This is a genomic window from Streptomyces sp. NPDC001401, from assembly GCF_042895385.1.
GTDB lineage: Bacteria > Actinomycetota > Actinomycetes > Streptomycetales > Streptomycetaceae > Streptomyces.
The window spans coordinates 217,637-233,011 of the sequence record NZ_JBIAWI010000001.1; the positions used below are offsets into that span (position 1 = coordinate 217,637).

15 protein-coding genes are annotated in these 15,375 nt (G+C 70.4%); 11 read left to right on the plus strand and 4 right to left on the minus strand.

What is annotated here, in order from left to right:
• Positions 1 to 45: 45 nt before the first annotated feature.
• Entirely contained in the window at positions 46 to 282 is a 237-nt protein-coding gene (locus ACFY10_RS01025) for a hypothetical protein (RefSeq protein ID WP_390662881.1), read from the plus strand.
• A 107-nt stretch (positions 283 to 389) separates the two neighbouring features.
• Here ACFY10_RS01025 and ACFY10_RS01030 read toward each other — a convergent pair whose 3' ends face one another.
• Positions 390 to 809, minus strand: a complete 420-nt coding sequence (locus ACFY10_RS01030) for a sensor histidine kinase (RefSeq protein ID WP_390662882.1) — start codon at positions 807 to 809, stop codon at positions 390 to 392.
• Here ACFY10_RS01030 and ACFY10_RS01035 point away from each other — a divergent pair.
• The 4 genes from ACFY10_RS01035 to ACFY10_RS01050 all read left to right on the plus strand — a co-directional run bounded on the left by ACFY10_RS01035 (position 792) and on the right by ACFY10_RS01050 (position 4,447).
• A complete protein-coding gene (locus tag ACFY10_RS01035; RefSeq protein WP_390662883.1) occupies positions 792 to 1,100 on the plus strand; it encodes a hypothetical protein in 309 nt (102 codons plus the stop codon). The two genes, ACFY10_RS01030 and ACFY10_RS01035, sit on opposite strands and share 18 nt — an antisense overlap.
• A gap of 211 nt (positions 1,101 to 1,311) precedes the next feature.
• Entirely contained in the window at positions 1,312 to 2,268 is a 957-nt protein-coding gene (locus tag ACFY10_RS01040; protein WP_390662884.1) for a hypothetical protein, read from the plus strand.
• A gap of 158 nt (positions 2,269 to 2,426) precedes the next feature.
• Positions 2,427 to 3,539 (plus strand): LacI family DNA-binding transcriptional regulator, encoded by a 1,113-nt coding sequence (locus tag ACFY10_RS01045; RefSeq protein ID WP_390662885.1) that lies wholly within the window; start codon positions 2,427 to 2,429, stop codon positions 3,537 to 3,539.
• The gene (locus ACFY10_RS01050) at positions 3,536 to 4,447 is read left to right on the plus strand and encodes a carbohydrate kinase (protein WP_390662886.1); all 912 of its coding nucleotides are present in this window, start codon (positions 3,536 to 3,538) and stop codon (positions 4,445 to 4,447) included. Before ACFY10_RS01045 ends, ACFY10_RS01050 begins: the two co-directional genes overlap by 4 nt.
• 162 nt (positions 4,448 to 4,609) lie before the next feature.
• Here ACFY10_RS01050 and uvrA read toward each other — a convergent pair whose 3' ends face one another.
• Complete coding sequence (gene uvrA, locus ACFY10_RS01055) at positions 4,610 to 7,639, minus strand: excinuclease ABC subunit UvrA (protein WP_390662887.1); 3,030 nt, start codon at positions 7,637 to 7,639, stop codon at positions 4,610 to 4,612.
• A gap of 229 nt (positions 7,640 to 7,868) precedes the next feature.
• Between uvrA and ACFY10_RS01060 the strand changes: the two genes are divergently transcribed.
• The 5 genes from ACFY10_RS01060 (at position 7,869) to ACFY10_RS01080 (ending at position 12,322) form a co-directional block, all read left to right on the plus strand.
• Entirely contained in the window at positions 7,869 to 8,555 is a 687-nt protein-coding gene (locus ACFY10_RS01060; protein ID WP_390662888.1) for a maleylpyruvate isomerase family mycothiol-dependent enzyme, read from the plus strand.
• 56 nt (positions 8,556 to 8,611) lie between these two features.
• Complete coding sequence (locus ACFY10_RS01065) at positions 8,612 to 9,268, plus strand: MBL fold metallo-hydrolase (protein WP_390662889.1); 657 nt, start codon at positions 8,612 to 8,614, stop codon at positions 9,266 to 9,268.
• 506 nt (positions 9,269 to 9,774) lie between these two features.
• Positions 9,775 to 10,659 (plus strand): ABC transporter substrate-binding protein, encoded by an 885-nt coding sequence (locus tag ACFY10_RS01070; RefSeq protein WP_390662890.1) that lies wholly within the window; start codon positions 9,775 to 9,777, stop codon positions 10,657 to 10,659.
• The gene (locus ACFY10_RS01075; RefSeq protein ID WP_390662891.1) at positions 10,656 to 11,573 is read left to right on the plus strand and encodes an amino acid ABC transporter permease; all 918 of its coding nucleotides are present in this window, start codon (positions 10,656 to 10,658) and stop codon (positions 11,571 to 11,573) included. Before ACFY10_RS01070 ends, ACFY10_RS01075 begins: the two co-directional genes overlap by 4 nt.
• Positions 11,570 to 12,322 (plus strand): amino acid ABC transporter ATP-binding protein, encoded by a 753-nt coding sequence (locus tag ACFY10_RS01080; RefSeq protein ID WP_390662892.1) that lies wholly within the window; start codon positions 11,570 to 11,572, stop codon positions 12,320 to 12,322. Before ACFY10_RS01075 ends, ACFY10_RS01080 begins: the two co-directional genes overlap by 4 nt.
• Positions 12,323 to 12,347: 25 nt before the next feature.
• Here the strand turns inward: ACFY10_RS01080 and aroQ are convergent, their stop codons facing one another.
• On the minus strand, positions 12,348 to 12,821 hold the full coding sequence (aroQ, locus tag ACFY10_RS01085; RefSeq protein ID WP_365832585.1) for a type II 3-dehydroquinate dehydratase: 474 nt from the start codon (positions 12,819 to 12,821) through the stop codon (positions 12,348 to 12,350).
• A 145-nt stretch (positions 12,822 to 12,966) separates the two neighbouring features.
• Here aroQ and ACFY10_RS01090 point away from each other — a divergent pair, with 145 nt between their 5' ends.
• On the plus strand, positions 12,967 to 14,271 hold the full coding sequence (locus ACFY10_RS01090) for an MFS transporter (protein ID WP_390662893.1): 1,305 nt from the start codon (positions 12,967 to 12,969) through the stop codon (positions 14,269 to 14,271).
• Here ACFY10_RS01090 and ACFY10_RS01095 read toward each other — a convergent pair.
• Complete coding sequence (locus tag ACFY10_RS01095; RefSeq protein ID WP_390662894.1) at positions 14,261 to 15,361, minus strand: calcium:proton antiporter; 1,101 nt, start codon at positions 15,359 to 15,361, stop codon at positions 14,261 to 14,263. The genes ACFY10_RS01090 and ACFY10_RS01095 overlap by 11 nt on opposite strands.
• Positions 15,362 to 15,375 lie beyond the last annotated feature (14 nt).

Consider the following 15,375-nt stretch of genomic DNA (forward strand, 5'->3'; position numbering starts at 1 on the left):
CGGGATTGGGGGCCTGCCGTGACGACATGGGGACGTTCGCGGGCGATGCTCGTGGCAGTGCAGATGAAGGTGGACCGGCCGGGCCTCGGAGCCGGCTGGTCGCGGGTCGAAGGGCTGCGGATGCGTCGGACGCGGATCGAGAAGCGACGGCGGCCGGTCCGCGCCCGCCGGTACGAGGACGGCACGCACGCGTGCAGCGACGTCCTGGACCCCAGGGACCCCGACATCGTGCGCGCCAAGCGCCTGCAGGGCGGACAGAACGGCGGAATCGACCGCCCCTAGAGCCGGACGGCTGCCTCTCCGTCCGACCGGACCGCCCGGACGTACGCGAACGTCACCGAAGTCCAAGGCCCCCGTCCTGGACTGCTCCCCCGCGTACGCCCGGGCGGTCACACATCCGTCGAGGGCCCGCTCAGCGGCAGTCGCACGTGCAGAGTCGTCCCCTCGCCCGGCGGGCTGCTGACGTCCAGCTTGCCGCCGATCGCCTCGACCCGGTCGATGAGCCCGATCAGGCCGGAGCCGCGGCCGGGCTCGGCGCCTCCCGCGCCGTCGTCGCGGATGGTCAGCTCCAGGACGTCGTCGCGGATCGCGGCCTCGACACTCACCACGCGCGCGTGCGCGTGTTTGGCGGCGTTGGTGAGGCACTCGGAGGTCATGTAGTACGCGGCCACCTCCAATCGCTCGGGCAGGCGCGGAGCGGGCAGCCTGAGGTCGAGTTCCACCCGGACGGCGGAGCGGCGGGCCAGCGAGCGCAGGGCGGGGCCCAGGCCGCCCTTGGACAGGATGGCCGGGTGGATTCCGCGGGCCACCTGCAGCAGGTCCTGGGAGGCGTCGTCGAGACCTTTGCGCGTACGGCGGAACTGGCCCCGGACATCGTCCTGGTGGACCTCGACCTCGACGGCGAGAGCGGTTTCGACGTCGCGGCGGCGCTGGCCTGCAGCGTCTCCTCCGTCATCATCCTGATCTCCACGCACTCCCTGGAGGACTTCCAGGAACTCGTCGCCCGCAGCCCGGCCCGCGGGTTCCTGCACAAGTCCGAGCTGTCCGCGCGGGCGATCAGGGAGGTGCTCGGCAACGACGGGACCAGCGCGTCGACTTGAGGCCGCCGATCGCGTCTCGGCCAGGAGTACATCGCTGTTGGGCCTCAGGTGTTGTCGGGACTAGGTCAACACGCTTCAATGCGGGGGAACTCGGGACCGGGAACGACGGCGTACGGATGTGAAGAGTCCCCGACGCCGACGGGGTGGCCCCGACAACAAGCGCAAACCCGGCCCGACCAGCCGTAGCGAGCATTCACAGAAAGGCCCCTGCATGCCGCACGCCACACAGCACGCGGACGTCGCCGCCGTCGCGACCGCGGAACTGGACTCGGCCCTGCGGGGCGGCCCCTTCCACGTCGCACTGCGCGCCGCGATCGCCGCCCGCGGACTGCCGCTGCAGCGCGTGCAGCACCATCTGTCGCGCTACGGGGTCAGGGTCGGCGTCACGAGCCTGAGTTACTGGCAGCAGGGCGCCCGACGCCCGCAGCGCCCCGAGTCCCTGCGGGCCGTGCGGGCGCTGGAGGAGATCCTCCAGCTGCCGGAGGAGTCGCTGATCCGGCTGCTTGCCGAGACCGACGAACCCTCGTGCGCGGGGCAGCCCACGGGCCGTTCCTACCGCTCCCTGGTGGAGGCGTCGGGCGTCCTGCAGCGGCTGCTGGCCGAGCTGGGCTCGCCCCTGGACGGCGGGCTGCACACCCTGGGGCACCACGAGCGGGTGCGGATCGGCGCGCGCCGTGAACTGGCAGGGCGCGAGTCCCACCACATAGTGCGCGCCCACAAGGACGGCGTCGACCGCTTCGTGGCCGTCCACCACGGCGATCCGGGGTGCGCGCCGGAACGCATGCGGGTGCACGCGCTGGAGAACTGCCGCACGGGACGCGTGCGCGTGCACCACGACACCGGCGTGCTCGTGGCCGAGCTCCTCTTCGACACCCGCCTGCGCGCCGGGGACACCTTCCTCTTCCGCTACGGCATCGAGGACGGCACCGCCGGCGTGTCCCGCGAGTACATCCGCGGCTTCGGGCCGGCCGGCGGGCAGTACGCGCTCCAGGTGCGCTTCGACGAGCAGGCCCTGCCGTCCCGCTGCCACCGCTTCTCCCAGCACTCGCCGGCGGCCCCGCGCAGCGGCCGCCAGGAACTGCCCCTCAGTGGCCGCCACCACTCGGTCCACCTCGTCGAGCCCCGGGTGCGGACGGGGATCGTGGGCATCGGGTGGGACTGGGAGTGAACCCCGCCCGAGGGGGCGACCGGATCGGCGTGCATCTCCCCGGTCACTGGACGTAAACGTTTGCGCAAGCGTTTACGTCCACCGCGGAATGGGATACCGTCCCCGCCGGAAGGTGCGCCGTGCCTGCCGCGAGGGGCCGGCCCGGGAAGGGGGACGCGATGGCGACCATGGCCGACGTCGCTCGGAGCGCCGGGGTCTCCGTGGCGACCGTCTCGCACGTCCTGAACGGCACCCGGCCCGTCCTCCCCCACACCCGCCAGGCGGTCCTGGACGCCGTCGACCAGCTCGGCTACACCCCGAACACCCTCGCCCGCTCCCTGGTGACCTCGCGCACCCGCTCCATCGGGCTCGCGGTGTCGGCGATCAGCAACCCGTACTTCACGGAGATCCTCCAGGGCGTCGAGGCCGGCGCTCTGGAACACGGCTACAGCCTGCTCATCGCCGATCCGCACGACGACCCGGAGCACGAGCGCAAGGTCGTCCAACTGCTGCACGAACGCCGGGTCGACGGCATGATCGTCGCCCCCTCGGCGAATCCGCGCGAACTCGTCGCCTACCTCGGCCGCCATGGCGTGCCGGCCGTCTTCCTCGACCGGCTCGTCGACGCCCCGGCCGACGGCACCCCCGCCTTCGACCAGGTCTGCGCCGAGAGCGCCGAACCGACCGCCAGGCTGGTCGGCCATCTCGCCGAGCTCGGCCACCGCCGGATCGCCCTGGTCGCCGGCCGGCCCGGACTCAGCACCACCCGCGAACGCATTGCCGGATACCGCCACGGCCTCGCCGCCTCCGGGCTCCCTCACGACGAACGCCTCCTGGTGCACGGCGACTCCGAGTCCGTCGGCGCCGAGCGCGCCACCGCCGCTCTTCTCTCCCTTGCCGCGCCGCCCACCGCGCTCGTCACCGCCAACAACGCGATGACCATCGGTGCTCTGCGCGCCCTGCGCGACCGTGGCCTGTCCGTGCCCGAGGACATGGCCCTGTGCTGCTTCGACGACTTCGCGTGGGCGGACCTGTTCTCGCCCCGGCTGACCGCCGTCGCCCAGCCCAGCAGGGAGATCGGCGCCCAGGCGGTCCGGGTGCTCCTGGAACGCCTCGCCTCCCCGGACCGCCCCGCCCGCACCCTGCGGCTGCCCTGCTCCTTCGTCCACCGGACCTCGTGCGGCTGCCCGCAGGGGCCGGTGCGGTCCGAACACCCCGAACAGCCCGAGAAGTTCGAGAAATTTGAGAAGCCCGAGAAGTTCGGGAAGTCGGAGAAAGGAACCGCCTCGTGATCGTCGTCGCCGGTGAGGCTCTGATCGACCTGGTACCGCAGGGCACGGGTGCCCTCGCGGGCCTGAAGCCGGCGCTCGGCGGCGGCCCGTACAACACGGCCGTGGCCCTCGGCCGCCTCGGCTCCCCCGCGGCGTTCTGCTCCCGCACCTCGCGCGACGCCTTCGGCGAGGCGCTGCTCGACGGGCTGCGGGAAGCGGGCGTGGACGTCTCGGCCGTGCAGCGCGGTGCGGAGCCGACCACGCTCGCGGTCGCCACGATCGACGGGAACGGATCGGCGGCCTACTCCTTCTACGTCGAGGGCACCGCCGACCGGCTGTTCGCGGCACCCGATGCGCTCCCCGCCGAGACGCGCGCCGTGTCCTTCGGTACCTGCTCGCTCGTCCTGGAGCCCGGCGCGACCGCCTACGAGACCCTGCTGCGGACCGCGGCCGCACAGGGCGTCTTCACCGCGCTCGACCCCAACATCCGGGCGGGCCTGATCCCCGATGCGGACGCCTACCGGGCGCGTTTCTGGAGCTGGCTGCCCTCGGTGTCGCTGCTCAAGCTGTCCGAGGAGGACGCCCTGTGGCTGGGCGGCTCCCCGCGGGAGTGGCTGGCAGCCGGGCCCGCGGCGGTCGTGATCACCCATGGCAGCGACGGCCTCAGTGCCTTCACCCGGGGCGGGGCCGTGTATCCCGTCCCTGGCGAGAAGGTCGACGTCGTCGACACCATCGGTGCCGGCGACACGGTGAACGCGGCTCTCCTGCATGGTCTTGCCGCCCAGGACGCCCTGTCCTCCGAGGCGCTCCTGGGACTGGGCGCCGACGGCTGGACCAGGCTGCTGCGATTCGCGGCGCGGGCAGCCGCGATCACCTGCTCCCGGGCGGGCGCGGAGCCGCCGTACGCCTCCGAACTCGGGGTCCTGTAAGAGGCGTTCGGCTTTCTTTCGCCGATTGCACTGTTCAGGAGTCAAGGACCGTCGTGGCCGCAGGGATCAGGCGGCTGTTCTTGCAACGAGCGGCGCCCCACGGGGAGTTCCCGTGGGGCGCCGAACTTTTCCGGATTTGTCGAGGCTTGTTGCTCGTGGGCCTCAGGCCTTCCGCGCCCGCGTCGTCTTCTTCGCGGGTACGGCCTTCTTCGTGGCGCCGGCCGCCTTCTTCGTGGCCGTGCTGTTGGCGGTCCTGGCCGTGGCCGTCTTCTTCGCCGTCGACTTGGCGGCGACCGTCTTCCTGGCCGTCGTCTTGCGCGGGGCCTTCACCGGGGCCGCGTCGCTGATCCGGTCGGCGCCGAGGATCTCCCGCAGGAACTTGCCGGTGTGGCTGGCCGGGATCCCGGCGACCTCCTCGGGTGTGCCCTCGGCGACGACGAGTCCGCCGCCGGCGCCGCCCTCGGGGCCCATGTCGACGACCCAGTCGGCGGTCTTGATCACATCGAGGTTGTGCTCGATGACGATGACCGTGTTGCCCTTGTCGACCAGGCCGGACAGCACCCTCAGCAGCTTGCTGATGTCCTCGAAGTGCAGACCGGTGGTCGGCTCGTCCAGGACGTAGACCGTGCGCCCGGTGGAGCGCTTCTGCAGTTCACTGGCGAGCTTCACACGCTGCGCCTCGCCGCCGGACAGGGTGGTCGCGGACTGGCCGAGGCGGACGTAGCCGAGGCCGACGTCCTTCAGAGTGTTGAGGTGTCGGGCGATCGACGGAACGGCCTCGAAGAACTCCGTGGCCTCCTCGATCGGCATGTTCAGGACCTCGGCGATGGACTTGCCCTTGTAGTGGACCTCCAGGGTCTCCCGGTTGTAGCGGGCGCCGTGGCAGACCTCGCACGGGACGTACACGTCCGGGAGGAAGTTCATCTCGATCTTGATCGTGCCGTCGCCCGCGCAGTTCTCGCAGCGGCCGCCCTTGACGTTGAAGGAGAAGCGGCCCGGCATGTAGCCGCGGACCTTCGCCTCGGTGGTCTCGGCGAACAGCTTGCGGACGTGGTCGAAGACGCCGGTGTACGTGGCCGGGTTGGAGCGCGGGGTGCGGCCGATGGGCGACTGGTCGACGTGCACGACCTTGTCGACGAGGTCGTCGCCGTCCACGCGCGTGTGCCGTCCCGGAACGCTCCTCGCGCCGTTCAGTTCGCGGGCCAGGTGCGTGTACAGGATGTCGTTGACCAGCGTCGACTTGCCGGATCCGGACACGCCCGTAACGGCCGTGAACACACCCAGCGGGAAGGAGACGTCGATGTCCTGGAGGTTGTTCTCGCGCGCGCCGTGCACCGTGAGCCTGCGGGACGGGTCCTGCGGGCGCCGGATGTCGGGCAGCGGGATCGACTTCTTGCCGGCCAGGTACTGGCCGGTCATGGACTCGGCGTTGGTGAGCAGCTCCTTCAGGGAGCCGCTGTGCACGACCTTGCCGCCGTGCTCGCCCGCGCCGGGGCCGATGTCGACGACCCAGTCGGCGACCTTGATGGTGTCCTCGTCGTGCTCGACGACGATGAGCGTGTTGCCCATGTCGCGCAGTCTGACCAGGGTCTCGATCAGCCGGTGGTTGTCGCGCTGGTGGAGGCCGATGGACGGCTCGTCGAGGACGTACAGGACGCCGACGAGGCCGGAGCCGATCTGGGTGGCCAGTCGGATGCGCTGGGCCTCGCCGCCGGACAAGGTACCGGCCGCGCGGTTCAGCGAGAGGTAGTCCAGGCCGACGTCGACCAGGAATCGCAGCCGCTCGTTGACCTCCTTCAGCACGCGCTCGGCGATCTTCTTGTCGCGGGCGTTGAGCTTCAGCTCGCCCAGGAAGTCCGCGCAGTCGCTGATGGACATGCCGGAGACCTCGGCGATCGACTTCCCCATGATCGTGACCGCGAGGACGATCGGCTTCAGGCGGGTGCCCTCACAGGTGGGGCAGGGCACCTCGCGCATATAGCCCTCGAAGCGCTCGCGGCTGGCGTCGCTCTCGGCCTCGCCGTGCCGGCGCTTGACGAAGGGGACGGCGCCCTCGAAGGGCGTGGTGTAGACGCGCTCGCGCCCGTACCTGTTGCGGTAGCGGACCTCGATCTGTGTCTTGTGGCCGTACAGCAGGGCCTTCTTGGCTCGCTGCGGCAGGCCCGCGAAGGGGATGTCCGTCCGGAATCCCAGCGCGTCCGCGAGGGCGCCGATCAGGCGGCCGAAGTAATCCTTGGTGTGGCCGTGCGACCAGGGGTGGATGGCGCCCTCGTCGAGGGACTTGTCCTCGTCCGGGACGATGAGCTCGGCGTCGACCTCCATGCGCGTACCGATGCCGGTGCAGTCGGGGCAGGCGCCGAAGGGCGAGTTGAAGGAGAAGGAACGCGGCTCCAGCTCCTCGAAGGACAGGTCGTCGTACGCGCAGTACAGGTGCTCCGAGTACATGCGCTCGCGCTCGGGGTCGTCCTCGGGGAGGTCGACGAAGTCGAGTACCACCATGCCGCCGGAGAGCCCGAGGGCGGTCTCCACGGAGTCGGTGAGGCGGCGCTTGGCGGAGTCCTTCACCGTGAGGCGGTCGACGACCACCTCGATGGTGTGCTTCTCCTGCTTCTTCAGCGTGGGCGGGTTGGAGAGCTGGACGGTCTCGCCGTCCACGCGCGCGCGGGAGTAGCCCTTGGTCTGGAGGTCGGCGAAGAGATCGACGAACTCTCCCTTGCGCTCGCGCACCAGCGGCGACAGCACCTGGAAGCGGCTCCCCTCCGGCAGCTCCAGGACCTTGTCGACGATGGCCTGCGGCGACTGGCGCGAGATCGGGCGGCCGCACTCGGGACAGTGCGGCTTGCCGATGCGCGCGAAGAGCAGACGCAGGTAGTCGTAGACCTCGGTGATGGTGCCGACCGTCGAGCGCGGGTTGCGCGAGGTCGACTTCTGGTCGATGGAGACGGCCGGGGAGAGACCCTCGATGAAGTCGACGTCCGGCTTGTCCATCTGGCCGAGGAACTGGCGGGCGTACGAGGAGAGCGACTCCACATAGCGCCGCTGCCCCTCGGCGAAGATGGTGTCGAAGGCCAGCGAGGACTTGCCCGACCCCGACAGGCCCGTGAAGACGATGAGCGAGTCGCGCGGCAGGTCGAGCGAGACATTCTTGAGGTTGTGCTCGCGCGCGCCACGGACGATGAGACGGTCGGCCACGCCGGTCCGCACCTTTCTTGGCTTGAGAGGAGTGACAGGGGCGGGGCCCCCGTGCTTTCTCAGACTAGGGGGAGCCACTGACAACGCCGGTCGGATTCCCGGGTTGCATAACAATCCCCGGCCATCCAGCATGCCCGACGCCGCACCCGACCATATAGCACGCGCATTCGATTTACGGCACGGCTTCACCACCTTCACCCAAAGGTGTGGCGGAGCTAGGGTCAGCACCATGATTGATCACGGTCATGACCTGGCGTCTGTACGTGACGCAACGGACCGGCTGCTCACCGCAGCCGCCAAACTGGACAACGCATCGGTGGCCGAGCCGTCACGGCTCCCCGGCTGGACCCGCGGCCACGTCCTCGCCCACCTTGCTCGCAACGCGGATGCTCTCGTGAACGTCCTCGAGGGCCGTCCCATGTATCCGTCCGCACAGGCCCGCGACGTCGACATCGAACGGGACGCCCCGCGCCCCCTCGACGTGCAGCTCGCCGACGTGCGCGACACCGCGGCCCGCTTCCAGCGGACGGGAGCAGTGCCGGCGGACTGGTCGCGCACGGTGGAGCTGCGCAACGGGGTCACCGACTCGGCGTCCAGGGTGCCGTTCCGTCGATGGGCCGAGGTGGAGCTGCACCACGTGGACCTCGGCATCGGCTACGAGCTGGAGGATCTGCCGGCGGAGTTCTCGGAGCGGGAGATCGACTTCCTCGCCGAGCGCTTCTCCGGGCACCCCGATGTGCCTCCCACGCGGCTGACGAACGGTACGCGCGCGTGGCGGACGGGCCGGGAGACGACGGAGCCGGAGGTCACCGTCTCGGGCCCGGCACCCGAGCTGCTCGGCTGGCTGGCCGGGCGCCGCGACGGCTCCGGGCTGGCCGTGGAGGGCGGCTCGCTGCCGGCGCTTCCCCCGTTGTGACCGCGCGGCCCATGGCGGGGGACCCGGGCGCGCTCCCCCGCTATAGGCTGACGGCCATGACGTACAGCGGACAGGTGACGGTCGGCGGCCCGGCGGATGTGCACGAGCTGAAGGACCTGATGATCACCAAGATCGCGGTCGGCCCGATGGACAACAACGCCTATCTGCTGCGCTGCCGGGCCACCGATGAGCAGTTGCTGATCGACGCGGCCAACGACGCGGACACGCTGCTCGGCATGATCGGTGACGACGGCATCGCCTCCGTCGTCACCACGCATCAGCACGGCGACCACTGGCAGGCGCTCGCCCAGGTCGTCACGGCCACCGGCGCCCGCACGTATGCGGGCCGGGAGGACGCGGTCGGCATCCCGGTGCCGACCGACGTCCTCGTCGACGACGGCGACACCGTCCGGGTGGGGCGCGTGGAGCTCACCGCGCGCCATCTGGTCGGGCACACGCCGGGCTCGATCGCCCTCGTCTACGACGACCCGCACGGGCATCCTCATGTCTTCACGGGGGACTGCCTCTTCCCCGGGGGCGTCGGCAACACCCGTAAGGATCCGAAGGCGTTCGCCAGTCTGATCCACGACGTCGAGACGAAGATCTTCGACGTGCTGCCGGACGAGACCTGGGTCTACCCGGGACACGGCAACGACACGACCCTGGGCGCGGAGCGGCCGCATCTGCCGGAGTGGCACGCGCGCGGGTGGTGAGAACACCGAACGGCACACAGGGGCGGTCAGGTTCCACGACCTGACCGCCCCTGTACGCCTCGGCCCGCTTGCCGCCTCGAGAGGGCGGGCCCGTGACCCATGGGAGTCATGCCCTACAGCGCACAGGGCGGCGGATGCGTCACATCCCGACGGCGCGCACGTCATGGCGCGAGGGGCCGCACCCCCGGGCCCTCGACGCTCCGGCGTGAACTCCCCGTACGCCCGCGCCGACTTGCACGTACGCGCCCCGTGTGAAGCATTCACACGAGCCGGAGCCATGCGCGCGCTCCCCGCGCACCTTGTTGCGCAGTCAACTGGAAGCAGCCCCGCACAGGATGACGGCTCCTGCGCGGTATGGGCCGCCGGTCTTTCGATCCCCGCCCTCGACCGGCGGCCCCGGCGTTCCCTCAGGAAGTGTTCACAGGAATGCAACACGCGTTCCCACTATGCGGACAATTGCCGTCGTGACCTCGACAAACTGGACGTCGGGCTGCCAATCTCCCGCCATGCACCTTGCCCCTCGCGCACTGCGCCGCGCCGTCGCCGCGGCAACCATAGGCCTGCTCGCCACCGCTGTCGGATGCGCTCCGCAGCCGGAGGACAAGGCGGCGGCCACACCGTCCGGGTCGGCCTCGAAGACCTGCGCCAAGGGCAAGTTGGCCACCAAGACGTCCGGGAAGCTGACGATCGCCACGGACGAGCCCGCGTACGAGCCGTGGTTCAAGGACGACAAGCCCGCCAACGGCAAGGGCTTCGAGTCGGCCGTCGCCTATGCGGTGGCGAAGCAGCTCGGTTACGACAAGAGCGCCGTCGTCTGGCAGAGCGTGCCCTTCAACAAGGCCTTCGCGCCCGGCGTGAAGACCTTCGACTTCGACATCAACCAGGTGTCGATCAGCAACGAGCGCAAGAAGGCCGTGGACTTCTCCTCCGGCTACTACGACGTGCGCCAGGCCGTCATCGCGCTGAAGGGCTCGAAGGCCGCGAAGGCGACGAGCATCGCGGATCTGAAGGGCCTCAAGCTGGGCGCCCAGGTCGGCACCACCAGCCTCGACTACATCGACGACGTGGTGAAGCCGAAGCAGGAGGCCGCGGTCTACGCCAAGAACGACCAGGCCAAGTCCGCGCTGAAGAACGGCCAGGTGGACGCCATCGTCGTCGACCTGCCGACCGCCTTCTACATCACCGCGGCCGAGGTGACGAACGCCAAGATCGTCGGGCAGTTCGAGAACCAGGGCGGTACGCCGGAGCAGTTCGGGCTCGTGCTCGACAAGGGCAGCGCACTCACCTCCTGCGTGACCGGCGCGGTGGACGCCCTGCGCAAGGACGGCACGCTGGCGAAGATCGAGAAGCAGTGGCTTTCGGACGCCGTCGACGCCCCGGTGCTCAAGTGACGGTCGCCAAGGAGGAGTCCGGCCGGGAGGGCGCGGACGACGAGGGTGACATGTCCGGCGGGGGCGACGGCTACGTCCCCTCGCAGCGGCGGATCGAGCGTGAGGCCTTCAAGCGCGCGCGTGCCCGCCGCGCGACGGCGATCGCCGCACTGTCGACCCTCGTCACGGGCGTGGTGCTGTACCTGGTCGTCGTCAACGCGCCCGGCTGGCCGCGCACGAAGGAGACGTTCTTCAACGGGCAGTACGCGCGCGAGGCGTTGCCCAAGGTCCTCGAAGGGCTCTGGCTCAATGTCCGGCTGCTGCTGATCTGCGGCGTGGCGGTGCTGGTCCTCGGCATGCTGATCGCCATCGCGCGCACCCTGCGCGGTCCGGTGTTCTTCCCGCTGAGGGTGCTGGCGGCCGCGTACACGGACTTCTTCCGCGGCCTGCCGCTGATCATCAACCTGATGATCGTGGTCCTGGGTGTTCCCGCGCTGCGGCTGCAGGGCGTGACCGTCGACCCGGTGCTCCTCGGCGGCACGGCGCTCACACTGACGTATTCGGCGTACGTGGCCGAGGTGTTCCGTGCCGGCATCGAGTCCGTGCACCCCTCGCAGCGCGCCGCGGCCCGCTCGCTCGGCCTCACCAACCGGCAGGCCCTGCGCCACGTCGTCCTGCCGCAGGCCGTACGCCGGCAGGTGCCGCCCCTGCTGAACGACCTGGTGTCGCTGCAGAAGGACACCGGGCTCGTCTCGATCGGCGGCGCGATCGACGCCGTACGGGCCGCGGACATCATCGTGGGGCGCAGCCTCAACTACACGCCGTACATCGTCGCCGGCCTGGTCTTCGTGGCGCTGACCATCCCGATGACCCGCTTCACGGACTGGGTGACGGCCCGGATGGACCGTCGGCGGGCCCAGGGAGGATCGATATGAGTGACGCGCCCGTGCTGCGCATGGAGTCCGTCCGCAAGACCTTCGGCGACTCGGTCGTCCTGCGGGGCGTCGACCTGGAGGTCGCTCCGCACACGGTGACCGCACTGATCGGTGCCTCCGGTTCCGGCAAGTCGACGCTGCTGCGGTGCGCGAACCTTCTGGAGGAGATCGACGACGGGGCGATCTGGCTGGACGGCGAGGAGATCACCGATCCGCGTGCGGACCAGGACGCGGTACGCCGCCGTATCGGCGTGGTCTTCCAGGCGTACAACCTGTTTCCGCACATGACCGTCCTGGACAACATCACCCTCGCCCCGCGGCGGGTGCACGGCGCCTCGCGCGCGGAGGCCGAGGAGCGTGCCCGGGAGCTGCTGGAGCGGCTCGGGCTTGCCGGCAAGGCGGGCGAGTACCCGGACCGGCTGAGCGGCGGTCAGCAGCAGCGGGTGGCGATCGTGCGCGCTCTCGCCGTACGCCCCCGGCTGCTGCTGCTCGACGAGATCACCGCCGCCCTGGACCCCGAGCTCGTCGGCGAGGTCCTCACCGTCGTGCGCGACCTCAAGGACGACGGCATGACCATGGTGCTGGCCACGCACGAGATGGGCTTCGCCCGCGATGTCGCCGACCAGGTTTGTTTTCTGGACGCAGGGGTGGTTCTGGAGCACGGGACCGCCGAGCAGGTCTTCGGCGATCCGCAGCAGGAACGCACGCAGCGGTTCCTGCGGCGGATCGTGGAGGCGGGGCGGCTGTAAGACTCGCGCGCCTGGTGATCGGGGCTTACGCGTCGGCCTGAGCGGCCCCCACCAGCGCCGCGACGCGCTCCACGCCGAACACGTACCCCTGCACTCCGCACCCGGCGATGACGCCGTCGGCGCGGAGGGAGACGTACGAGTGGTGCCGGAACGACTCGCGCTGATGGATGTTGGAGATGTGCACCTCCAACACCGGCAGTCCGTCGCAGGTGTTGAGCGCGTCCAGAATCGCAACCGAGGTGTGGGAGTAGGCCCCGGGGTTGATGACGATCCCGCAGTGGTTCAGCCGCGCCTCGTGGATCCAGTCGACCAACTCGCCCTCGTGGTTGGACTGCCGGAAGTCCACCGTGCCGCCGTGCGCGGCGGCCGCCTTGGCGCACAGGGCCTCGACGTCGGCGAGGGTGTCCTTGCCGTAGATCTCCGGCTGGCGCTGTCCGAGCAGGTTCAGATTGGGCCCGTTGAGGATCATGATCGGGGCGTTGGCCAGGGTGCGGGGCACGGTTCCTCCGGTCCGGTGGGTTGCGGCGATCCGTCGGGGACCGCTGTTCGAACCCGGTTTATCACGGTGCCTTCGCGGCGGGACGGCCCGCACTCGCGCCCGTGCGCCCCCGTAACCCGCGGTCACCATGGGTAGTTGACGCGGCATGCACGACGTACGCACCGTAACGAAACCCTCCATGCTGCGGCTCGCGGCCGCCTCGCTCGCCGGGACGGCCATCGAGTTCTACGACTTCTTCGTCTACGGGACCGCCGCGGCGCTGGTCCTGGGGCCTCTGTTCTTCCCGGCGTTCTCACCGGTGGCGGGGACACTCGCCGCCTTCGTCACGTTCGGCGTGGGATTCGTGGCGCGGCCGCTGGGCTCGGTGCTGTTCGGGCACATCGGGGACCGGCGCGGACGCCGGCCGGTCCTGGTCGGCTCGCTGCTGCTGACCGGCGCCTCCACGGTCGCGGTCGGCTGTGTGCCGACGTACGAGTCGATCGGTGTGGCCGCCCCGGCGCTGCTCCTGGTGCTGCGTTTTCTGCAGGGGCTGGGGCTCGGCGGGGAGTGGGGCGGAGCCGTGCTGCTCACCGCCGAGCACGCGCCCGCCGAACGGCGTGCACTGTGGTCGAGCTTCCCGCAGGTGGGGCCCGCCCTGGGGTTCCTGCTCGCCAACGGTGTGATGCTGGCGCTGTCGGTGACGCTGTCCGACGCGCAGTTCGCGCAGTGGGGGTGGCGGGTGCCGTTCTGGGTGGCGGGGGTGCTGGCCACGGTGGGGCTGTGGCTGCGGTCGTCCCTCGCCGAGAGCCCCAGCTTCCTCGAAATCGACGACCACGCGCGCGTGCCGCTTGCGGAGGTCGTGCGCGACCACTGGCGACTCGTGCTGCTGACGGCCGGAGCGCTCTCGGTCGGATACGCGATCTTCTACGCCGTGACGACCTGGTCCCTCGCGTACGCGACGGAGCGGCTCGGAGTGAGCCGCACCGTCATGTTGACCTGCATCATGGCCGCGGTGGTGGTGAAGGGCGCGCTCACGCCGCTGGCCGCGCTGCTCGGGGACCGCTACGGGCGGCGGCCGATGTGTCTGACCGGCTGCACTGCCGCTGTTCTGTGGATGTTCCCGACCGTCTACCTCCTCGCGACCGGGGAGCCACTGCTGATGTTCGCCGGCTTCCTGGGGGCGCTGATCGCGTTCGTCACGATGTTCGGAGTGATCGCCGCGTATCTGCCTGAGCTCTACGAGCCGCGGGTGCGGTGCACGGGAGCGGCGGTCGGCTACAACCTCGGCGGGGTGCTCGGGGGCGCGCTCACGCCGATCGCAGCGACGGCGCTGGCCGAGCACGGGGGCCGGGTGCCGTGGGGTGTGGGCGCCTATCTGACGGGGATCGCGCTGCTGAGCCTGGGGTGCTTCGCGCTGCTGCCGGAGACGCGGCCGGTGCCGCTGGTCGTTGCGGAGCCGGTCATGGATTGACCGCGAGCTCCAAGTACGCAGCGAACAGCACCAGATGGACCCCGCCCTGCAGTGGCGTGGCCCGGCCCGGCACCACTGTCAGCGAGCTCACCACCACGGTCAGGGCGAGCAGCACCATGTGCGTGGAGCCGAGACCGAGGACGAGCGGCCCGGAGAGCCAGATGGATGCCAGGGCGACCGCGGGGATGGTCAGGCCGATGCTGGCCATGGCGGAGCCGAGGGCGAGGTTCAGGCTGGTCTGCACCCGGTCGCGGCGGGCGGAGCGCAGGGCCGCGATGGTCTCCGGGAGCAGCACCAGCAGAGCGATGATCACGCCGACGACCGCCTGGTGCAGTCCGGCGGCCTCCACGCCGGACTCGATCGTGGGCGACACGCCCTTGGCCAGCCCGACCACGCCGATCAGCGCGAGAGCGAGCAGGCTCAGGCTGATCCACGCGGTGCCGGCGGTCGGTGCGTCCGCGTGGTCGTCCGCGGTGATCACCTCGCCATGGCGGGTGATGGGGAGGAAGTAGTCGCGGTGCCGCACGGTCTGGGTCGCGACGAACAGGCCGTAGAGGATCAGCGAGGAGATCGCGGCGAAGGTCAGCTGTACGCCCGAGAACTCCGGGCCCGGCTTGCTCGTGGTGAACGTCGGCAGCACCAGGCTGAGCGTGGCCAGGGTGGCGACGGTTGCGAGCGCGGCGCCGGTGCCTTCGGGGTTGAAGACCGCGGTGCCATGGCGCAAGGAGGCGACGAGTAGACAGAGGCCGACGATGCCGTTGCAGGTGATCATTACCGCCGCGAAGACCGTGTCCCTGGCCAGGGTCGAGCTCTTGTCGCCGCCGTCTGCCATCAGGGTGACGATCAGTGCGACCTCGATGACCGTGACGGCGACGGCGAGCACGAGCGAGCCGAAGGGCTCGCCGACCCGGTGGGCGACCACCTCGGCATGGTGCACCGCGGCCAGGACGGCGCCCGCGAGGACGAGGGTCACCACCGCGACGACCGCGGCAGGCAGATCGCGCCCCCAGGTGAAGGCCAGCAGGACGATCGCGAGCACCGGCACGACGGACGTCCACTGTGTCGTGAGCGACCTCAGCCGAGCGATCATGCAGCGATCGTTGC